The following is a 20,319-nucleotide window of genomic DNA, read 5'->3' on the forward strand; positions in this document are numbered from 1 at the left end:
ATGAGCGTGTCGATCGATCTCACGACCTCGGCGCAGGCCGTCCGCCCGAGCGCGATGCCGGCCGCCGCCCCTGCCAAGCGTTCCCTTCTCGGCCTGTCGCGCGAGGACATGGGCGTGGCGCTGATCGAAGCCGGAATCCCCGCCAAGCAGGCCCGGATGCGCGTCCAGCAGCTCTGGCACTGGCTCTATGTCCGCGGGGTCAAGGACTTCGACGAGATGCGCAACGTCTCGAAGGACCTGCGTGCGACGCTGGACCAGCATTTCGAGATCGCGCGGCCGGAGATCGTCGAGGAGCAAATTTCCGTCGACGGCACGCGCAAGTGGTTGTTCCGTTTCCCCTCGCGCGGCGCCGGACGCCCGGTCGAGATCGAGACCGTCTACATTCCCGAGGAAGGCCGCGGCACGCTCTGCGTCTCCAGCCAAGTCGGCTGCACCCTCACCTGCACCTTCTGCCACACCGGGACGCAGCGCCTCGTGCGCAACCTCGAGCCGTCCGAGATCGTCGGCCAGGTGCTGACCGCGCGCGAGCGGCTCGGCGACTTCCCCGAAGCCGACACGCCGCAGGGCGCGATCGTCCCCTCCGAGGGGCGTCTCGTGTCCAATGTCGTGATGATGGGCATGGGCGAGCCGCTCTACAACTACGACCACGTGAAGTCGGCGCTCGCGGTCGTCTCCGACGGCGACGGGCTGGCGCTGTCGAAGCGACGGATCACGCTCTCGACCTCCGGCGTCGTGCCGATGATCGAGAAGACGGGCGAGGAGATGGGCGTCATGCTCGCCATCTCGCTCCATGCGGTGACGGACGGACTGCGCGACGTGCTCGTGCCGATCAACAAGAAGTACCCGATCAAGGCCTTGATGGACGCCTGCCGCGCCTATCCCGGCCTCTCCAACGCGCGCCGCATCACCTTCGAGTACGTGATGCTGAAGGGCGTCAACGACAGTCTCGACGACGCGCGCGAGCTGGTACGCCTCCTCAAGGGCATTCCGGCCAAGATCAACCTCATTCCCTTCAATCCGTGGCCGGGCAGCCCGTACGAGTGCTCGGACTGGGACCAGATCGAGCGCTTCGCCGATCTCGTGAACCAGGCCGGTTATGCCTCGCCGATCCGCACGCCGCGCGGGCGCGACATCTTCGCCGCCTGCGGCCAGCTGAAGTCGGAGTCGGAGCGGATGAAGCGCGGCGATAGGCTGGCGCTGGAGGCGGCGGTCGCAGGGTGACGTCCTGCTCGGCCGGCTCGGCGCGTCTCCGGTGATCCAGGTCCTGCGCTTCCTGTTCCTGATCCCGACCGGCTTCGTCCTGGCGTGCTTTGTTGCGAGCTTCGCGCTCCTGTGGCCGTTCATCGATCTGCCGGCGTCCGCGAGCGTCGATCCGTTCGTCTGGACGGAACTGGTCTTCGGCTTCTTCGCGCAGGCCACGCAGGTGGGCACGCTGGCGCTGATCCCCTGGGGCCTTTTCATGGTACTGACCGAGGCGCTCGGGCAGCGCTCGCTGATCCTGCATGCGGCGGCGGGGCTGGCCGGCGGCTTTGCCGCTGCGCGTATTCCGCCGGGCGCAGGAAGCGCGGCGCTGGAGACCGCCATGATCGTCGCAGGCCTTGCCTTCGGCCTCGTCTATTGGATCGTCGCCGGACACGGCGCGGGCAGCTGGCGCCGGCGTCCGACCGCCCTCCCCCCTCCGCAAGCCTGAAGGATCGCCCCATGGCCAGACGCCCCACCAATCCCCGTGATGCCGCCGAGGCCGCCTTCAAGGCCGCGACGACCAAGGCGCCCGAGCGCGTGCGTGAGGCGGTCGCCATTCCCGGGCGGCGCGAACAGGTGACGCTGCGCATCGATTCCGAGGTGCTGGAGTGGTTCCAGAAGGAGGGCCCCGGCTGGCAGGACCGCATGGCCGACGCCCTGCGCAAGGTGGCCGGGAAATAGAAACACCGCCCTTGGCAAGGCGGGCGATCGTGCCAGTTCGCCGGGCATGATCACCGTCCATCACCTGAACAACTCGCGCTCGCAGCGCGTCCTGTGGCTCCTCGAGGAGCTAGGCGTACCCTACGAGGTCAAGCGCTACGAGCGGCTGAAGAGCCTTCTTGCGCCGCCCGAACTGAAGCGGGTCCACCCGCTCGGCAAATCGCCCGTCCTGACCGAGGGCGAGCTGACGCTGGCCGAGACCGGCGCCATCGTCACCTACGTCGCCGAGACCCATGGCGGCGGCCGGTTCCAGCCCGAGCGTGGCTCGGCCGACTGGTGGCGGATGCAGCACTTCCTCCATCACGCGGAGGGCTCGGCTATGCCGCCGCTCTTCATGAAACTCGTCTTCGCGCGCATTCCCGGCCAGGCGCCGTTCATCGTCCGGCCCGTGGCCAAGGCGCTGATGAGGGGCGTCGACACCCACCTTCTCGCCCCACGCCTCGCCGATCTCCTCGATTACTGGGACGCGTCGCTCGCCCAGACCGGCTGGTTCGCCGGCCCGGAGCCGACGCTCGCCGACGTCATGATGAGCTTTCCGCTCGAGGCGGCCGGCGCGCGCATCGGTTTCGGACATCGCCGGCATCTGGCCGCCTTCGTGGAGCGGGTCCACGCGCGACCGGCCTTCCGGGCTGCGCTGGAGCGCGGCGGCCCCTACGCCTATGCGTGAGGCGCATCAGCGCCAGGCGACGAGGATCGTCCCGCCCGCGATCAGGGCGATGCCGGCCCAATTGGCGGCGCTCAGCCGCTCCTGAAGGAAGGCGACGCCGAAGACGGCGACCAGCACGACCGACAGCTTGTCGATCGGCGCGACCTGCGCCGCCTGTCCGAGTTGCAGCGCGCGGTAGTAGCAGAGCCACGACGCGCCGGTCGCCAGCCCCGACAGCCCGAGGAACACGAGCGAGCGGCCGGGAAGATCAGCGGGCGAGCGCCAATGGCCGCCTGCCGTCACCATCGCCGCGATCAGCGCGACGATGACGAGCGTTCGAAGGAAGGTCGCGTAGTCCGACTGGACGCCGGCGACGCCGACCTTGCCGAACACCGCCGTGAGGGCCGCGAAGGCCGCCGAGGCCAGCGCCCAGCCGAGCCAGCCCATCAGGCGCGGGCAAGGAGGATGTGGATCGCGAAGGCGGAGAAGACCGAGGCGAACAGCCAGTCGATGAAGCGCATCACCGCGGGCTTGCCCTTCAGGGTCGCCGCGATCCGGTCGGCCGCGAAGATCATCGCAACCGTGATCGGCGTCGCGACGAGGATGAAGTAGACGCCGAGGAAGAAGAGCTTCGAGCCCGCATGCGGGTCGCCGACGGCGACGAACTGCGGCAGGAACGTCACGAAGAACAGGATGATCTTGGGGTTCAGGAGATTGATCCCGATCCCCGTCGCCCAGTTGGCCGCAAAGGACTGCGGCGGCGCCTTGGCGCGCTCGACGGAGAGCGACGACCCGTGGCGGATCGCCTGCACCGCGAGCCAGACGAGATAGGCCGCGCCGACGACCTTCAGCGCCAGGAACGCCTCCGGCGATGCGGCGATGAGCGCCGACAGGCCGACCGCGGCAAGCGTCGTGTGGATGAGCGAGCCGGTGCAGGCGCCGCAATAGGCCGCAAAACCGGCGGTGCGCCCTTGCGCCAGCGTTCGCCCGAGAAACAGCGTCATGTCGGGGCCGGGCGTGATCGTCAGCACGACGGCGGCCACCGTGAAGGCGAGAAGGGCGGACAAGTCCGGTAGGAACGTCATTGGCTCTCGAACCCGTGAGCGGCGGATGCTTCTCCATACCGCCGAACGGGAGGAACGGCCAGACGGCCGGCGCGCAATCCGCGCTTGCGCCTGCGGCCAAGTTCCGTCAGATCGGCCGCAACGGCATCCGAACTGGGATCACGATCAGCATGGCTCTTCCGCGCGACGTCAAGAAGGTGGTTCTCGCCTATTCCGGCGGTCTCGACACCTCGATCATCCTGAAGTGGCTCCAGACGGAGCTCGGCGCGGAGGTCGTGACCTTCACGGCCGACCTCGGCCAGGGCGAGGAACTGGAGCCGGCACGTCGCAAGGCCGAGATGCTTGGCATCAAGGAGATCTTCATCGAGGACGTGCGCGAGGAGTTCGTGCGCGACTTCGTGTTCCCGATGTTCCGGGCCAACGCGGTCTACGAGGGCGTCTATCTGCTGGGCACCTCGATCGCCCGCCCGCTGATCTCCAAGCACCTGATCGACATCGCCCGGAAGACCGGCGCCGATGCCATCGCGCACGGCGCGACCGGCAAGGGCAACGATCAGGTCCGCTTCGAGCTGTCGGCCTATGCGCTCAATCCGGACATCAAGATCATCGCCCCCTGGCGCGACTGGGCGTTCAAGAGCCGCACCGATCTTCTCGACTTCGCCGAGAAGAACCAGATCCCCGTCGCCAAGGACAAGAAGGGCGAGGCGCCCTTCTCCGTCGACGCCAACCTCCTGCACTCCTCCTCCGAGGGCAAGGTGCTGGAGGACCCGAGCGTCGAGGCGCCGGAATACGTGCATATGCGCACGATCTCGCCCGAGGCCGCGCCGGACAAGGCGACCGTGATCACCGTCGGCTTCGAGCGCGGCGACGCGGTGTCGATCAACGGCGAACGGCTGTCGCCGGCCTCGCTGCTCGCCAAGCTCAACGATTTGGGCCGCGACAACGGCATCGGCCGCCTCGACCTCGTCGAGAACCGCTTCGTCGGCATGAAGTCGCGCGGGGTCTACGAGACGCCGGGTGGCACGATCCTGCTTGCCGCGCACCGCGCGATCGAGAGCATCACGCTCGACCGGGGTGCGGCGCACCTGAAGGACGAGCTGATGCCGCGCTACGCCGAACTCATCTACTACGGCTTCTGGTTCTCGCCGGAGCGCGAGATGCTGCAGGCCCTCATCGACCGGAGCCAGGAGCACGTCGAGGGCGAGGTGACGCTGAAGCTCTACAAGGGCAACGTCATGGTCACCGGCCGCACCAGCCCGAAGTCGCTCTATTCCGACAAGCTCGTCACCTTCGAGGACGACCAGGGCGCCTACGACCAGAAGGACGCTGCCGGCTTCATCAAGCTGAACGCGCTGCGGCTGCGCACGCTCGCCAAGCGCAACGGCCTCTGAGCCGCGCCGGACAGACATGAGGAGGGCCGGCGGAGCGATCCGCCGGCCTTTTTCGTTGCGGCCCGTTCCGGCCGCCGCCCCTTTCCATCGGCCCGGCGCACCCCCACCTTGGGGAAAATCATATGGAAGGCGAACGATGATCCCCTATTCCGTTCTCGACCTGTCGCCCATTCCCGAAGGCGGCACGGCGGCCGATGCGCTGGCGAACTCGCTCGATCTCGCGCGCCACGCCGAACGGCTCGGGTACAACCGCTACTGGCTGGCCGAGCATCACAACATGACGGGCATCGCGAGCGCCGCGACGGCGGTGGTGATCGGCCATGTCGCGGCCGGCACGAAGACCATCCGTGTCGGGTCGGGCGGCATCATGCTGCCGAACCACGCACCGCTGGTGATCGCCGAGCAGTTCGGTACGCTGGCGACGCTCTATCCCGGCCGGATCGACCTTGGTCTCGGCCGCGCGCCCGGCACCGACATGATGACGGCGCGCGCCCTGCGCCGGAATCTCGAGAGCGCCGACAACTTCCCGCAGGACGTCCTGGAGCTGATGGCCTATTTCGCCGATGCCGAGCCGAACCAGCGGCTGCGCGCGGTGCCGGGCGCGGGGACCCATGTGCCGGTCTGGATCCTCGGCTCCAGCCTCTACGGCGCGCAGCTCGCTGCCCATCTCGGCCTGCCCTATGCCTTCGCCTCGCATTTCGCCCCGCAGGCGCTGGACGATGCGGCGGAGGTCTATCGCCAGACGTTCCGCCCGTCGGAGGAACTCGACAAGCCGCACTTCATGCTGGCGATCAACGTGTTCGCGGCCGACACGGACGCCGAAGGGCGACGTCTCCAGTCCTCGATGCAGCAGGCCTTCGCGCGGCTGCGCTCGGGCCAGCCGGGGCCGCTGCCGCGGCCGGTGGACGATATCGATGCGGTGCTGGAGCCCGGTGCGCGGGCGATGGTCGACGAGGCTCTGCGGGTGTCGGTCGTCGGCGGGCCGGATCGCGTACGCGACGGACTGGAGCAGCTGGTCGACCGCTATCGGCCGGACGAGGTGATCCTGACCGGCCAGATCCACGATCACACGTCGCGGGTGCGCTCCTTCGCACTGGCCGCCGAGGCGATGCAGGCGATCGGCAGCCGGCCGCTGGCTGCGGCCGCCGAATAGGCGATCAGGCGGCGGCGTCGGGCTTCGGCGCCGTCGTGCACAGGAGGTTGATCGGCTCTTCCAACTGGGGGTCGTTGCTGAGGTTGGCGCGGATCGCCCGCAGCACCTCGCCGGCCACCTGGATCTGGTCCGCCGACAGCCCCTGCGTTGCGAAAGCATAGATTCGATCGAACAACGGGTCGAGTTCGCGCATGATGCGGAACGCCTCGTCGGTCGGCTCGATCAGCTTGGCCCGGCGGTCGTTCGGGTCCATGGCACGGCGGATCAACTGGCGTGCCTCGAGGCGATCGAGATAGGCCGAGAGCGTCATCGGCTCGACGCCCATGCGCTCGGCGAGGATCGCCTGGCGCGAGCCGCGAAAACGGATCACAAAGCCGAGGGCACGAACTTCACCGGGGGTGAGGCCGAGACCGTTCTCCGCAATCATCTTTTCGAAATACTGTCGAAAGAGCCGCGACGTGTCGCCCAGAAGAAACCCGAACGCATTTCCCATCGTCAAGTCTGGCACTGACCGCCGCCTTCTTCTTAACCCAACGTCCGATCCTGCTCTCGACGGGATGGGAAGTCCTTGTATCTCTTGAGACCGTGTCCTTCATTCGATGGCTACGGGCAAGGGACGATTCTTCTAAAATGGTTCCAAGAATGACAGAATCACAGATCGAAGCGTTCGATTCCCGCTTTGCGTTCCCGGGCGAGCACAAACTCCCGGACTTCGCCGCCCTGTCCCCCGACGATTTCTCCACATCCTTCGATCGCGCGATGGAATCGCATGCGAGGGAAATCGATGCAATCGCCGAGACCCCGGCGGCCCCCGATTTCGAGAACACGATCCTCGCCCTCGAGCGCGCGGGACGCCCGCTGTCGCGCGTGGCGGCACTGTTCTTCGCGCTGGCCGGCGCCAACACCAACGAGGGCATCCAGCGCGTCGAGCGCGAGGTCTCGCCGAAGCTCTCCCGCCACGGCTCGCGCATTTCCCTGAACGCCAAGCTCTTCGCGCGCATCGACGCCCTCTTCGCACGCCGCCATGAGGCCGGTCTCGAAGCGGAGGCCCTGCGCCTTTTGGAGCGCATCCATGCCGGCTTCGTGCGATCGGGCGCGAGGCTCGAAGGCGAGGATCGCCAGCGGTTCGCCGACATCAACGCCCGGCTCGCCGAACTCGGCACGCGCTTCTCGCAGAACGTGCTGGCCGACGAGAGCGCCTATGCCCGGCCCGTCGCGGAAAGCGACCTCGCCGGCCTGCCGCCGTTCCTCGTCTCGGCGATGGCGGACGCGGCCGAGGAACGCGGGGTGGAGGGTCACGTCGTCACGCTGTCGCGCTCGATCGTCGTGCCGTTCCTCACCTACTGCCCGGACCGCGCGCTGCGCGAGGAGGTGTTCTCGGCCTGGACGCGGCGGGGCGAGCGCGAGGGGGCGACCGACAACCGGCCGGTGCTTGCCGAGATCCTCGCGCTGCGGGCCGAGAAGGCGAAGCTCCTAGGGTTCGCGTCGTTTGCGGACTACAAGCTCGACGACACGATGGCCAAGACCCCCGACGCCGTGGAAGCGCTGCTGCGCCGGGTCTGGGACAAGGCGCGCGAGCGCGCGACGGGCGATGCCGAGACGCTGGCGGCGCTTGCTGCCGGCGAGAGCGACAACGCGCCGCTCGCCGCCTCCGACTGGCGCTACTATGCCGAGAAGCGGCGGCAGGCCGAGTTCGCGATCGACGAGGGCGCGCTGAAGAGCTTCTTCCAGCTCGACCGGATGATCGATGCCGCCTTCGACGTCGCGGGTCGCCTCTTCGGCCTCACCTTCGAGCCGCTGCCGGATGTACGCGCTTGGCACCCGGACGCGCGCGTCTGGCTGGTGCGCGACCGGGACGGCGCGGCGCGCGGCCTCTTCATCGGCGACTATTTCGCCCGCACCTCCAAGCGTTCGGGCGCCTGGATGAGCGCGCTTCGCTCGCAGCACAGGCTCGACGGCGGTCAGACGCCCGTCATCTACAACGTGTGCAACTTCGCCAAGCCCGCCCGGGGCCAGCCGGCGCTCCTGTCGGTGGACGACGCGCGCACCCTGTTCCACGAGTTCGGCCACGCGCTGCACGGGCTCCTGTCGGACGTCACCTACCCCTCGCTCGCCGGGACGGCGGTGGCTCGCGACTTCGTCGAGCTGCCCTCGCAACTCTTCGAGCATTGGCTGACGGTGCCCGCGATCCTCGAGCGCCACGCGCTGCATGCCGAGACCGGCCAGCCGCTGCCGACCGAAGAGGTGAAGAAGCTCGAGGCCGCTCGGACCTTCGACGCCGGCTTCGATACGGTGGAGTTCACCGCCTCCGCGCTCGTCGACCTTCTGTTCCACCGGGAGGGCGAGGCGCCCACCGATCCGATGGCGCGCGAGGCCGAGATCCTCGACGGGCTCGGCATGCCCAGGCAGATCGTCATGCGCCACCGCTCGCCGCACTTCGCCCATATCTTCTCGGGCGACGGCTATTCGGCGGGCTACTACTCCTACATGTGGTCGGAGGTTCTCGACGCCGACGCGTTCGAGGCGTTCGGCGAGGCCGGCGATCCGTTCCACAGTGAGACCGCGCGTCGCCTGCGCGAAAATGTTTACGCCGCCGGCAATTCGGACGATCCGGCCGCGCTCTACGAGCGTTTCCGGGGCCGTGGGCCGGACCCGGACGCCCTGATGCGCAAGCGCGGTTTCGCCGCCTGACAAGGGGCACCTTTCGCAATCGCGAAAAATTCGTTATGGACGGCCCAATGACCGCGACGTCCTTGGGCCGTTTCTTTCGAGACGCGCCTCCAAACGCGTTTCAACCCCTTTCGGTGACCTGACACATGAAGCTCCGCAACATCGCGATCATCGCGCACGTTGACCATGGCAAGACGACCTTGGTCGACAAGCTCCTCGCCCAGTCGGGTTCGTTCCGCGAGAACCAGCGCACCGAAGAGCGCGCGATGGACTCCAACGACCTCGAAAAGGAGCGCGGGATCACGATCCTCGCCAAGGCCACCTCGGTGGAGTGGAAGGACACGCGGATCAATATCGTCGACACCCCGGGCCACGCCGACTTCGGCGGCGAGGTGGAGCGCATCCTGAACATGGTGGACGGCGCGGTGATCCTCGTCGACGCCTCGGAAGGCCCGATGCCGCAGACGAAGTTCGTGCTCGGCAAGGCCCTCAAGGTCGGCCTGAAGCCGATCGTCGCGATCAACAAGATCGACCGTCCGGACGAGCGCCACGAGGAAGTGCTGAACGAGATCTTCGATCTCTTCGTCAACCTCGACGCCACCGACGAGCAGCTCGACTTCCCGGTCCTCTACGGCTCGGGCCGCGGCGGCTGGATGGCGGAAGCCCCGGACGGCCCGCAGGACAAGGGCCTCGAGCCCCTCTTCGACCTCATCGTCAAGCACGTTCCCGAGCCGGACACCGCCGGCAAGGACGAGCCCTTCAAGATGATCGGCACGATCCTCGAGGCCAACCCATTCCTCGGCCGCCTCATCACGGGCCGCATTCAGTCCGGCTCGATCAAGCCGAACCAGACCATCAAGGTCCTGAACGGCGAAAGCCAGCAGCTGGAAACCGGCCGCATCTCCAAGATCCTCGCCTTCCGCGGTCTCGAGCGCACGCCGATCGACTACGCCGAGGCCGGCGACATCGTGGCCATCGCGGGCCTGCAGAAGGGCACCGTCGCCGACACGTTCTGCGATCCGTCGGTGACGGAAGCGCTGAAGGCGCAGCCGATCGACCCGCCGACCGTGACCATGAGCTTCATCGTCAACGATAGCCCGCTCGCGGGCACCGAGGGCGACAAAGTGACGAGCCGCGTGATCCGCGACCGTCTCCTCAAGGAAGCCGAGGGCAACGTCGCGCTGAAGATCGAGGAATCGGAGGACAAGGACTCCTTCTTCGTGTCGGGCCGCGGTGAACTGCAGCTCGCCGTCCTCATCGAGACCATGCGCCGCGAGGGCTTCGAGATCGGCGTCTCGCGTCCGCGTGTCGTGATGCAGAAGAACGAGGAGACCGGCGAGACGCTGGAGCCGATCGAAGAGGTCGTGATCGACGTCGACGAGGAGCATTCGGGCGTCGTCGTGCAGAAGATGAGCGAGCGCAAGGGCGAGATGAAGGAGCTGCGCCCGTCGGGCGGCGGTCGCCAGCGTCTCGTGTTCCACGCGCCGACGCGCGGCCTCATCGGCTACCAGTCGGAGCTTCTGACCGACACCCGCGGCACGGCGATCATGAACCGCCTGTTCCACTCCTACGCTCCCTACAAGGGCGCGCTGGCGGGCCGCACCAACGGCGTTCTGATCGCCAATGCATCCGGCGAGGCTGTGGCCTACGCGATGTTCAACCTCGAGGACCGCGGCCCGATGATCATCGATCCGGGTGTGAAGGTCTACGAGGGCATGATCATCGGCATCCACAGCCGCGACAACGACCTCGAGGTGAACGTCCTCAAGGGCAAGCAGCTCACCAACATCCGCGCCGCCGGCAAGGACGAGGCGGTGAAGCTGACGACCCCGATCCGCATGACGCTCGACCGCGCCCTCTCCTGGATCCAGGACGACGAGCTGGTCGAGGTGACGCCGAAGAACATCCGCCTGCGCAAGCTCTATCTCGACCCGAACGAGCGCAAGCGCTTCGAGAAGAGCCGCAAGGTTGCCTGACCGGCGGACGAACGAGACGAACAAATTCGAAGGGGACGCGGGCGACCGCGTCCCCTTTGTCGTGATGGCTGTTCACGACTTCATCATTTTGATGATTCCTTCATCATTTCGAGGAACGGCGACTGCTGCCTTCCGTTCTTGCGACAAGGAGGAAGCGCCATGTCGTACCTGTCGCCCGAAGGCCGCGAGATCACCGCCAGCAACGACCGCCAACCCACGGACATGAACCGTGACGCCTGGACCTCGATGCTCAACACGCACGGGTCCGATCCGTCCCTCCAGCCGACGCAGGGCATGCCCTGGCTCTTCCGCCAGCCGCCGCGCCTGCGCCACCCACACGCCAAGCTCTGAGCGCGCAGCCTCTGCGGCTTGCCGATAGCACGAGCTGATCATCGCCCGCAGCGCACGAGTGCGGGAGGCCTTATGAAGGGCGGAGCCGGAACCGGCGCCGCCCTTTTGTCATGTCAGCCGGCGCCCCAGAGCTTCGGGATCTGCTGGCCGAGCGTCAGGATCGACAGGAAGCCGAACAGGAGAAAGCCCCAGGCGAGCGCCGCGATGCGGCCGACGCCGGGACGAAGCTCCGGGACCAGAAGCCTCCGGTTGAGGAGGATCAGGAGGCCGGAGTAGATGAACATCATCAGGCCGCCCGTACAGGCCGAGATGACGAGCAGCACCAGCGGCTGCGTCAGCCCGAAGAGCAGCACCGCGATGCCGATCGCGACGAGACCCCACACGATCCAGAAGTAGAGACGGCTCTCGTTCGCGCCGCGCACGTAGGTCGTGCGCAGGACGTCCGCGGCGAGGCGCGCCGTATAGTCGACGATGCCGGTCGCCGCCCCGAAGAGCGAGAAGGCGCCGATGAACCAGAACAGCGCGCCGAACCAGCCGCCGACCTTGTCGGCGAGCACGAGCCCCTCGCTTTGCACGAAGGCCACCGAGTTCGGAAGGCCCTCCTGCCCGTAGACCGTGGCGTAAGCGAGAAGCGAGGTGAAGGTGATCGTGATGAATGTGATCAGCACGAAGGTGACGAGTTGCTCGATATTGGCAAAGCCCCACCAGCGCCGCCACCGTGCCATATTTTCAGGCGTCGGCTCGAACACGAAGCCGGTCGAGGGGGCAGCTTCCGGCTGACCGGTGACCGGGCTCATGATCCGTGGCACGTACTTGCCCATGCCGAAGCCCTTGTCGCGGATCCAGTTGGACTGGCAGAGGTTCTGACCGCCGCCCGCGCCCGCGAAGGCCAGCGCGCCGAGCAGGAGCGCGAAGCCGAGTTCGGTCGGAATCGTCGCTGTGGTCACGATCTGCGGCAACGCCGCCCAGTCCTCCGCCGTGATCACGAAGAAGGCGGCGATAAGGATCAGGACGCCGACGGCGGCGACCTTCACCATCTGCAGCCGCTCGAGCATGACATAGACGACAGGCGCGAGCGTCAGGATGAGGCCGATGGAGGCGAGCATGCCGATCGCGATCCAGCGCGGCTCGCCCCCGACGATGTAGGACAGCATGGTCGCCGAGCTCGTCGCCCAGCCCGGCCAGAGGTTGGCGAAACAGGTCATCAGCGCGAACACGAGACCCCAATGCCGCCAGAAGCGGCTGAAGCCGGTGAGCACCGTCTCGCCGGTCGCCAGCGTGTAGCGCTCGATCTCCATGTTCAGGAAGAACTGCGTCATGACGCCGACGAGCGCGGCCCAGACGAAGGCCATGCCGACCTGGCTGGCGATGTAGGGGTAGAGGATGAACTCGCCCGACGACAGGCCGACGCCGGCGGCCACGATGCCCGGCCCGATGAGCTTGGCGGTGTTATCGGGCGCAGGCGGCAGTTCGCGCACCTCCGGCCGGCCCAGCACATGGGTCGGGAAGAGATCGGCTGCGGAGCCGTGCCCTCCCCTTTTGAGATCGCTCATGGTCCCTCCTGCTTGCGTATCCTCGCCGCGTGTGCGGCAGACGGTCCCCACCGTCAACACGAGGGACATAGGGCGCCGCGCGCCGGAGGCCGGTCTCTCGCGATCTTGATGCCGGCGGCCGATGCCTTAGGTCAGCCTGGCACAACGGGGCGGAGGTGATCCATGAGAGCGGTGGGATACGCGGCATCGCCTCCCGACAAGTCGGTGGACCATCTCGTCGACCTCGACCTGCCCCGCCCGAGGCCCGCCGGGCGCGACATCCTGGTGCGCGTCGAGGCGGTGTCGGTCAATCCGGTGGATACGAAGCAGCGCGGCCCGGTAGCCGACCCTGCTCGCATTCCGCGCGTCCTCGGATTCGACGCAGCGGGCACCGTCGAGGCGGTGGGCGAGGACGCCACGCTGTTCCGGCCGGGCGACGCGGTGTTCTATGCCGGCGCGGTGGACCGGCCGGGCTCGAACCAGGAGTACCAGCTGGTCGACGAGCGGCTGGTGGCGCGCAAGCCGGCGAGCCTCGACTTCGCGGATGCCGCCGCTCTGCCGCTGACGGCGATCACGGCCTGGGAGACGCTGTTCGATCGCTTCAGCATCCAGCCGGACCTCAGCGAGAAGGGCACGCTGCTGGTCATCGGCGCGGCGGGCGGCGTCGGATCGATCGCCACGCAGCTCGCGCGCGAGCTGACCGGCCTGACGGTGGTGGGCACCGCCTCGCGCGAGGAGACGCGCGCGTTTGCGCTCGATCACGGCTGCCACCACGTCGTCGACCATGCGCAGCCGATGGCGCCGCAGATCGAGGCGCTCGGCCTCGGGCCGGTCGACTACGTCTTCGGCGTCACCCAGACCCCGAGCCACATGGCCGACATCGGCGCTATGATCCGGCCGTTCGGTCATCTCTGCGTGATCGACAGCGCCGACCTAGACCTCGCGCCGATCCGCACGAAATCCGTCTCGCTGCATTTCGAGTACATGTTCACGCGGCCGGTGTTCCAGACGGCCGACATGATCGAACAGCATCGCCTGCTCGCCGAGGTTTCGCGCCTTGTCGACGCCGGGCGCATCCGCACGACGCGCACGCGTACCCTCCGGCCGATCTCGGCCGAAACTGTGCGCGAGGCGCATCGCCTCGTCAAGACCGGGCGCACGCTCGGCAAGACCGTCATCGCCGGCTGGCCGGCCGCGCGTGAAGGAGCCTCATGATGGGACTGTTGTCCGGACTTCTCGGCCTTGCCAGCGACCTCGACGTCGGCGCGCTCGCGCGCGAACTCGACCCCGTGCTCCTGCCGGACGAGACGATCGAGGTCGCCTTCCAGATCCTGCGCGACCAAATGGTCTTCACCGACCGCCGCATCATCCTCGTCGACAAGCAGGGCATGACGGGGCGCAAGCGCGCCTACCACTCCATTCCCTTCCGCGCGATCACGATGTTCTCGGTCGAGACCGCCGGCTCCTTCGACACCGACGCCGAGTTGCGCATCTGGGTCTCCGGGCAGCCGCAGCCCTTCCTGCAGAACCTGTCGCGCGGCACCAACCTTGCCGGAATCCAGAAGGCGCTGGCGCTCGGCGTCCTCGGGCGGGGGTGATCCCGCCTGTGAATGGAGCCGTCGAAATGCGCGGCGGGCATTGAGGGTCTCCGCCCCCTCGGGTTACGACCCGCCGCATGGCATGGCATCGACACATCCGGTCCACATTTTCGTCGCCTTCGATGGATCGTCCCGCAGCGTTCATAGTTAACGCGATATGAAGACGATCGCCGCAGATGTCCGACTTGCCGAGGCCGCCGATGCCGGCGCGCTGTCGATCGTCCACGCCGCCGCCTGGACGGCGGCCTATCGGGGGCTGATCCCCCACAAGGCCCTGTCCGCCATGGTGGAGCGCCGGGGACCGGACTGGTGGTCGCGGGCGATCGCCAACCGGGCGACGATCCTCGTCATGGAATATGGCGGCGAGATCGTCGGCTACGCCACGGTCGGGCGCAACCGCACCCGAGGGCTCAGTGTCGACGGCGAGGTCTACGAGATCTACCTCAAGCCCGAGTTCCAGGGGGTCGGCTTCGGTCGCCGCCTGTTCGACGCCTGCCGCACGCTCTTGCGCGCCCGCGGGCTCAAGGGCGTCGCGGTCTGGTCGCTCGCCGACAACGAGAACGCGGTGCGCTTCTACGAGGCGTCTGGCGGCGTCGACGTGGCGACGGGATCGGAGACGTTCGAGGGCGTCGCCCTCCACAAGGTCGCCTACTGCTTCATGTGAAGCATTTCGAACGTCCGAACGCGGCGTTCACCCTTCCGTCCGAGCTCGATTGCCTCTGGCGCGACGATTGGCTAGGAACCGCCGAGTTCAACTCGGAGATCCCCATGCGCATCGACGCCATCGCTCGCGGCAAGAACCCGCCCGAGGACATCAACGTCATCATCGAGGTGCCGGTCGGGGGCCATCCGATCAAGTACGAGATGGACAAGGATTCAGGCGCGCTCTTCGTCGACCGCTTCCTCTACACGCCGATGACCTATCCCGGGAACTACGGCTTCGTGCCGCACACGCTCTCGGACGACGGCGACCCGATCGACGTGCTCGTCTGCTCGACCCGCCCGCTCTTCCCCGGCTGCGTGATCAACTGCCGCCCGATCGGCGTCCTCAAGATGGAGGACAACAAGGGCCTCGACGAGAAGGTGATCGCGGTCCCCTCGCCCGAGCTGACGCAGCGCTACACCAAGGTCTTCGAGCACACCGACCTGCCGGAGATCACGCTGAAGCAGATCGAGCACTTCTTCGAGCACTACAAGGATCTGGAGCCCGGCAAGTGGGTGAAGATCGGCGGCTGGGCGGGTTCCGCCGAAGCCAAGCAGATGATCCGTGAGGCGGTCAAGCGCTACGACAACGCCAAGGAGTCGGAGAAGAACCCGACGCCGGTCGGCCAGGAAAACGCCTGAGCCATCGCGCTCCGACAAGATGACGAAAGGGGGCCTCGCGGCCCCCTTTTCCGTTTGCGCCTCAGCGGATGCTGGCCGCGAGCTCTTTGGTCGGCCAGCAGGTCGCCGGCTGGCCTGCCTTTTCCTGGACCGCGCCGATCGAGCGACGCGTCTTGAAGCCCGCCAGCCCGTCCGGCCGGCCGACGTCGTAGCCGCGCGCGACAAGCTTTTCCTGAAGCCGGGCGACGTCGCCGCGCGTCAGCCCGGAGACCTTGCGCCAGTCGCCAGAAAACGGACCCGCGCCGCCCATCCGGTCGGCGAGATGGCCGATGAACAGGGCGTAGAGGTCGGAGTTGTTGTATTCCTTGATGACGTAGAAGTTCGGCGTCGCAATGAACGCCGGCCCGAAACGGCCGGCAGGCATCAGGAGATGGCCGGTGGCGCGCGTCTCGCCCGCCGGAAAGGCGCGGCCGGACGCGCGTGTCACGCCGGCCTTGGCGAAATCGGCGATCGGGCGCCCCTGATCCGGCCCCTCCAGCGTGCATGAGACGGACGCGGGGACGCTCGCCTCGTATCCCCAGTCGCGGCCCGGCTGCCAGCCGGACTGGCGGAGGTAGTTCGCGATCGACGCCAGCGTGTCCGGCACCGAGTTCCAGATGTCGCGGCGGCCATCGCCGTCGAAGTCGACCGCCAGTTTCCGGAACTTCGTCGGCATGAACTGCGGCTGCCCGAGCGCACCGGCCCAGGACGACTTCATCTCTTGCGGTGTGAGATCCCCGTCCTCGACGATCTGGAGGGCCGCGATCAGCTCGGCGCGGAACATCTCCTTGCGACGCGCGAGATAGGCCTTGGTGCCGAGCACCTCGAAGGCGTCGTAGGGAATCTTGGCCGCCCCGTAGCCGGACTCGCGCCCCCACACGGCGACGAGGATCGGCCCCGGCACGCCGTAGCGCGCCTCGATCCGCTTGATGGGGCCGGCATACTGCTGGAGCATCGCGCGGCCCTTGGCGGCGGTCGCGGCCATCTTGGCTTCGTCGAAATAGGCGGTCGGGCTCTGGAACTCGGCCTGCCGGTTCACCTCCTCGACCTTGGCCTTGTCGCCGGGAAGCTGGAGGTCCGGGAGCTTGGTGTTGGCCTTCACGCCGTCGAAGGCGGCGTCGAATGTCTGGCGCGAGACGCCGGCGGCGCGCGCTTCCGGCCAGATGTCGTTCTGGAGAAACGTGCGGAAGCCGGCCTGCACGTCCTGCGCCTGCGCCAGGCCGCTGCCGGCCACGAGCGCCGCCAGCGCCCACGCGATCGTCTTCATCTTCCGCACCCCCGGCAGATCTCGTCCTGCCGGAAGGCTATAGGAGCGACCTTGCGCCGATCTCGTGGCGGGAGCGGTCAGATCTTCGTGCGCGAGCGCATGGCGGCCGACAGGGTGCCCTCGTCGAGATAGTCGAGTTCGCCCCCGACGGGCACACCATGGGCGAGACGGGTCACCGACACGTCGAAGTCGGTGAGCTGGTCGATGATGTAATGAGCCGTCGTCTGTCCCTCGACCGTGGCGTTCACGGCGATCACGAGCTCGCGGATCGTCCCTTCCGCCACGCGCTCGACGAGGCGGCGGATCGTGAGGTCGTCGGGGCCGACGCCCTCCAGCGGCGACAGGACGCCGCCGAGGACGTGATAGGCGGCGTTCAGCGCCTTCGCCCGCTCCAGCGCCCAGAGGTCGGACACGTCCTCGACCACGATCACCGTGGTCTGGTCACGGGCCGGATCGCAGCAGATCGTGCAGGGGTCGCGGGTGTCGATGTTGCCGCAGTTCGAGCAGATGCGCACCTTCTCGGCCGCTTCCGCCATCGCGTCGCCCAAGGGGCGGAGGATCTGCTCGCGCCGCTTGACGAGATGGAGCGCCGCGCGCCGGGCCGAGCGGGGCCCCAGCCCCGGCAGCTTCGACAGGAGCTGGATCAGCCGCTCGATCTCGGGGCCGGCGATGGTCTTGGACATGGAAGGCGGCCTCGGGGCAAGCGGGACCGGGCGCAGGGCGCCCGGCCTTTCGGAACGGCAGGAAGGTCTAGAACGGCAGCTTCATGCCGGGAGGCAGCGGCAGGCCGGCGGTAAGCGCCTGCGTCTTGTCCTGGATCACGGCGTCGAGCTTGCGCTTGGCATCGGCATGAGCGGCGACGAGGAGGTCTTCCAGAATGTCCTTCTCGTCGGCCTTCAAGAGCGAGGGATCGAGCTCGACGGCGACAAGCTCGCCCGTGCCCTTCAGGGTGACGGACACGACGCCGCCGCCGGCCTGGCCGCTCGCCGTCGTCTCGGCGATCTCGGCCTGCAGCCCCTGCATCTTCTCCTGCATGGCTTTGGCCTGCTTCATCATGCCCATGATGTCTTTCACGCGCGCGGTCCTTCAGCTGTTGCGATCAATCGTCGTCGGGTTCGGCGTCGGCATCGAAGGCGACGCCCTCCCCCATGTCGTCATCCTCGCCACCAAAGCCAAGGTCGGACGGGTCGATGTCGATGCGCTCCGGCAGGCCGTCGTCCTCGGCAAGCGGCGGGCCGTCGTCGTCCGCCGCCTCGGGCTCGGGCTCGCCGCGAAGGCGCACCTCGCGGACCTTGGCGCCCGGCAGCGCGGCGAGGATCGCGGCGACCTCGGGATCGGCCTCGGCCTCGGCGATCAGCTGCGCCCGGCGTGCGGCATCGACCTCCTCCAGCGTCTGGCCGCCGCCCTTGCCGGCGACCGTCACCACCCAGCGCAGACCGGTCCAGTCGAAGAGCTTCTTGGTGAGTTCGCCCGACAGCGTGACCGGCGCGCCGCCGGCCAGCTCGATTTCGATGCGGCCGGGCTCCATGCGCACGAGGCGGAGGTAGCGACGGATCCAGGCCTTCATGCGCGAATCGCGGCGTTCGCCCGCGAGCTTCTCGAGATCGCGCAGGGACGCGGGCATCGCGTCCGCCTCGATCGTCGGCGCGGGTGCGGCGGTCGGGGCCATCGGCTGCGGTGAGGATGCCACCATGCGGGCGGCGAGCGACGGGCCGGAGGAGCGCATCTGCGGGACGCCGGCGGCCGGAACGGCGGACGCCAAGACCGGCGGCGGCGAAGGCGCCGCGCCGGACGGCGCATCGCCGCGCGAGGACATCGCCGATCCGTTCGGGGCCGGGGCCGAAGGGAGCCCGCCCGCCCCGGCCAGAAGACGCGCCAGGTCCTCCGGCGAGGGCATCGTCGCGGCGTAGGCGATGCGGATCAGCGCCATCTCAGCGGCCTGCCGGGGCGAGGCGGCGGCACGCGTCTCCTCGATCGCCTTCAGGAGCATCTGCCAGACCTCCGACAGCGTCTTCACCGACAGGCGCTCGGCGAAGTCGCGCCCGCGCTCGACCTCGACCGGCGAGAGCGACGCGTCACCCGCCGTCTCCGGCACGAAGCGCAGGGAGGTCACGAGGTGGGTGAAGTCGGCGAGGTCCGTCAGCACCACCAGCGGGTCGGCGCCGAAGTCGTACTGCCCGGCGAACTCGCGCAGTGCCGCCGCCCCGTCGCCGCGCATCAGAAGCTCGAACAGGGTGACGATGCGCGCCCGGTCGGCGAGCCCCAGCATGTCGCGCACCGTCCCGGCGTCGACATGGCCCGCACCGTGGGCGATCGCCTGGTCGGTCAGTGACAGCGCGTCGCGCACCGAGCCCTCGGAGGCGCGAGCGAGGAGGCGCAGCGCGTCGTCGTCGGCCTCGACATGCTCGGCACCGAGCACGCGGCGCAGATGTGCGATCATGGTCGAGGGATCGACGCGGCGCAGGTCGAAGCGCTGGCAGCGCGACAGGACCGTGATCGGGACCTTCCGGATTTCGGTGGTCGCAAACACGAATTTCACGTGCTCGGGCGGTTCCTCCAGCGTCTTCAGCAGGCCGTTGAAGGCCTGCGTCGACAACATGTGGACCTCGTCGATGATGTAGACCTTGTAGCGCGCCGAGACCGGCCGGTAGCGCACCTGCGCGATGATCTCGCGGATGTCGTCGATGCCGGTGTGCGAGGCGGCGTCCATTTCGACAACGTCGACATGCCGCCCTTCCATGATCGCCTGATCGTGGATGCCGGGCTCGATCATGTGGATCGTCGGCTGGTGGATCGTGTCGGTCTCGTAGTTCAGGGCGCGCGCCAGGATGCGGGCGGTCGTCGTCTTGCCGACGCCGCGCACACCCGTCAGCATCCAGGCCTGCGCGATGCGGCCGGCCTCGAAGGCGTTGGTCAGCGTGCGCACCATCGGCTCCTGGCCGATCAGGTCGTCGAAGGAACGGGGACGATACTTACGCGCGAGGACCCGGTAGGGCGTCGCGGCGGTCTGGGGATGGGGGTCCTCGGCCATCGGCTCCATTCGAATGCGGGGCGCGGCGATCCGGGCCACCGGGCGCGCCGGCGCGACCCTACGCGGCTTTTCGCTGAATGCAATCGGCGGGGAGCCCCGGAGAGTCGATGTCGCAGCGCCCAGGCGAAGGCTTGGAGACCTCGCAGCCGGGCGGCGCATCGCCTATGACAGGCGAATCGCTATCAAGCACCGGAGACGGGACGAAGGGGTGGGAGGCTGGCACGATGACCCGTGCCGGATTCGTTGGGGCTGCTTCCTTCCGGACCTGACCCGGTTGGCGAGCGGCTCGTCCACCACCAACCTCCCGCAGTCCATA

21 protein-coding genes and 1 other RNA gene are annotated in these 20,319 nt (G+C 68.0%); 13 read left to right on the forward strand and 9 right to left on the reverse strand.

Annotation, left to right across the window (positions count from 1 at the left end):
- The 4 genes from rlmN to BM175_RS07690 are packed head-to-tail and all read left to right on the forward strand — an operon-like array spanning position 1 to position 2,629.
- Positions 1-1,221 carry a dual-specificity RNA methyltransferase RlmN gene (rlmN, locus tag BM175_RS07675; protein ID WP_090961579.1) on the forward strand — a complete coding sequence of 407 codons (1,221 nt, stop codon included), beginning with the start codon at positions 1-3 and terminating at the stop codon, positions 1,219-1,221.
- A gap of 31 nt (positions 1,222-1,252) precedes the next feature.
- Positions 1,253-1,690, forward strand: coding sequence for a hypothetical protein (locus BM175_RS07680; RefSeq protein WP_090961582.1), 438 nt, complete (start codon positions 1,253-1,255; stop codon positions 1,688-1,690).
- Positions 1,687-1,923 (forward strand): BrnA antitoxin family protein, encoded by a 237-nt coding sequence (locus tag BM175_RS07685; protein ID WP_425285265.1) that lies wholly within the window; start codon positions 1,687-1,689, stop codon positions 1,921-1,923. Before BM175_RS07680 ends, BM175_RS07685 begins: the two co-directional genes overlap by 4 nt.
- A gap of 46 nt (positions 1,924-1,969) precedes the next feature.
- Complete coding sequence (locus tag BM175_RS07690) at positions 1,970-2,629, forward strand: glutathione S-transferase family protein (protein WP_090961587.1); 660 nt, start codon at positions 1,970-1,972, stop codon at positions 2,627-2,629.
- A 6-nt stretch (positions 2,630-2,635) separates the two neighbouring features.
- Here the strand turns inward: BM175_RS07690 and BM175_RS07695 are convergent, their stop codons facing one another.
- Together BM175_RS07695 and BM175_RS07700 are read right to left on the reverse strand one after the other, a co-directional pair.
- Positions 2,636-3,055 carry an EamA family transporter gene (locus BM175_RS07695; protein WP_090961590.1) on the reverse strand — a complete coding sequence of 140 codons (420 nt, stop codon included), beginning with the start codon at positions 3,053-3,055 and terminating at the stop codon, positions 2,636-2,638.
- Complete coding sequence (locus BM175_RS07700) at positions 3,055-3,693, reverse strand: LysE family translocator (RefSeq protein WP_090961593.1); 639 nt, start codon at positions 3,691-3,693, stop codon at positions 3,055-3,057. Before BM175_RS07700 ends, BM175_RS07695 begins: the two co-directional genes overlap by 1 nt.
- A 149-nt stretch (positions 3,694-3,842) precedes the next feature.
- Between BM175_RS07700 and BM175_RS07705 the strand changes: the two genes are divergently transcribed.
- Positions 3,843-5,063, forward strand: coding sequence for an argininosuccinate synthase (locus BM175_RS07705; RefSeq protein ID WP_090961886.1), 1,221 nt, complete (start codon positions 3,843-3,845; stop codon positions 5,061-5,063).
- Between the two features lie 136 nt (positions 5,064-5,199).
- Complete coding sequence (locus BM175_RS07710) at positions 5,200-6,216, forward strand: LLM class flavin-dependent oxidoreductase (RefSeq protein WP_090961596.1); 1,017 nt, start codon at positions 5,200-5,202, stop codon at positions 6,214-6,216.
- 4 nt (positions 6,217-6,220) lie between these two features.
- Here the strand turns inward: BM175_RS07710 and BM175_RS07715 are convergent, their stop codons facing one another.
- Positions 6,221-6,709, reverse strand: coding sequence for a MarR family winged helix-turn-helix transcriptional regulator (locus tag BM175_RS07715; protein ID WP_090961598.1), 489 nt, complete (start codon positions 6,707-6,709; stop codon positions 6,221-6,223).
- Positions 6,710-6,858: 149 nt separating this feature from the next.
- Between BM175_RS07715 and BM175_RS07720 the strand changes: the two genes are divergently transcribed.
- From BM175_RS07720 to BM175_RS07730, 3 genes are all read left to right on the forward strand, one after another.
- Positions 6,859-8,907 carry a M3 family metallopeptidase gene (locus BM175_RS07720; protein ID WP_090961601.1) on the forward strand — a complete coding sequence of 683 codons (2,049 nt, stop codon included), beginning with the start codon at positions 6,859-6,861 and terminating at the stop codon, positions 8,905-8,907.
- 125 nt (positions 8,908-9,032) lie between these two features.
- Complete coding sequence (gene typA, locus BM175_RS07725) at positions 9,033-10,862, forward strand: translational GTPase TypA (RefSeq protein WP_090961604.1); 1,830 nt, start codon at positions 9,033-9,035, stop codon at positions 10,860-10,862.
- 159 nt (positions 10,863-11,021) lie between these two features.
- On the forward strand, positions 11,022-11,213 hold the full coding sequence (locus BM175_RS07730) for a hypothetical protein (RefSeq protein ID WP_090961606.1): 192 nt from the start codon (positions 11,022-11,024) through the stop codon (positions 11,211-11,213).
- A 113-nt stretch (positions 11,214-11,326) separates the two neighbouring features.
- On the opposite strand, the gene BM175_RS07735 is transcribed toward BM175_RS07730, so the two are convergent.
- Positions 11,327-12,766, reverse strand: coding sequence for an Nramp family divalent metal transporter (locus BM175_RS07735; protein WP_090961609.1), 1,440 nt, complete (start codon positions 12,764-12,766; stop codon positions 11,327-11,329).
- A 162-nt stretch (positions 12,767-12,928) separates the two neighbouring features.
- Between BM175_RS07735 and BM175_RS07740 the strand changes: the two genes are divergently transcribed.
- The 4 genes from BM175_RS07740 to ppa all read left to right on the forward strand — a co-directional run bounded on the left by BM175_RS07740 (position 12,929) and on the right by ppa (position 15,687).
- The gene (locus BM175_RS07740) at positions 12,929-13,960 is read left to right on the forward strand and encodes a zinc-binding alcohol dehydrogenase family protein (protein WP_090961612.1); all 1,032 of its coding nucleotides are present in this window, start codon (positions 12,929-12,931) and stop codon (positions 13,958-13,960) included.
- Positions 13,960-14,343 (forward strand): PH domain-containing protein, encoded by a 384-nt coding sequence (locus BM175_RS07745; protein WP_090961615.1) that lies wholly within the window; start codon positions 13,960-13,962, stop codon positions 14,341-14,343. Before BM175_RS07740 ends, BM175_RS07745 begins: the two co-directional genes overlap by 1 nt.
- Positions 14,344-14,500: 157 nt before the next feature.
- Positions 14,501-15,007 carry a GNAT family N-acetyltransferase gene (locus tag BM175_RS07750; RefSeq protein WP_090961617.1) on the forward strand — a complete coding sequence of 169 codons (507 nt, stop codon included), beginning with the start codon at positions 14,501-14,503 and terminating at the stop codon, positions 15,005-15,007.
- A 104-nt stretch (positions 15,008-15,111) separates the two neighbouring features.
- Positions 15,112-15,687: an inorganic diphosphatase gene (gene ppa, locus BM175_RS07755; RefSeq protein ID WP_090961888.1), complete on the forward strand. Its 576-nt coding sequence runs from the start codon at positions 15,112-15,114 to the stop codon at positions 15,685-15,687.
- Between the two features lie 61 nt (positions 15,688-15,748).
- Here ppa and BM175_RS07760 read toward each other — a convergent pair whose 3' ends face one another.
- The 5 genes from BM175_RS07760 to ffs form a co-directional block, all read right to left on the reverse strand.
- The gene (locus tag BM175_RS07760; protein ID WP_090961620.1) at positions 15,749-16,972 is read right to left on the reverse strand and encodes a lytic murein transglycosylase; all 1,224 of its coding nucleotides are present in this window, start codon (positions 16,970-16,972) and stop codon (positions 15,749-15,751) included.
- Positions 16,973-17,049: 77 nt separating this feature from the next.
- Complete coding sequence (gene recR / locus BM175_RS07765; protein WP_090961623.1) at positions 17,050-17,655, reverse strand: recombination mediator RecR; 606 nt, start codon at positions 17,653-17,655, stop codon at positions 17,050-17,052.
- Positions 17,656-17,722: 67 nt separating this feature from the next.
- Positions 17,723-18,046 carry a YbaB/EbfC family nucleoid-associated protein gene (locus BM175_RS07770; protein WP_090961625.1) on the reverse strand — a complete coding sequence of 108 codons (324 nt, stop codon included), beginning with the start codon at positions 18,044-18,046 and terminating at the stop codon, positions 17,723-17,725.
- Between the two features lie 25 nt (positions 18,047-18,071).
- A complete protein-coding gene (locus tag BM175_RS07775) occupies positions 18,072-20,003 on the reverse strand; it encodes a DNA polymerase III subunit gamma/tau (RefSeq protein ID WP_090961890.1) in 1,932 nt (643 codons plus the stop codon).
- A gap of 208 nt (positions 20,004-20,211) precedes the next feature.
- Positions 20,212-20,308: signal recognition particle sRNA small type (ffs, locus tag BM175_RS07780), an RNA gene on the reverse strand.
- Positions 20,309-20,319: the final 11 nt, after the last annotated feature.

This window comes from Aureimonas phyllosphaerae (assembly GCF_900113065.1).
Lineage (GTDB): Bacteria > Pseudomonadota > Alphaproteobacteria > Rhizobiales > Rhizobiaceae > Aureimonas > Aureimonas phyllosphaerae.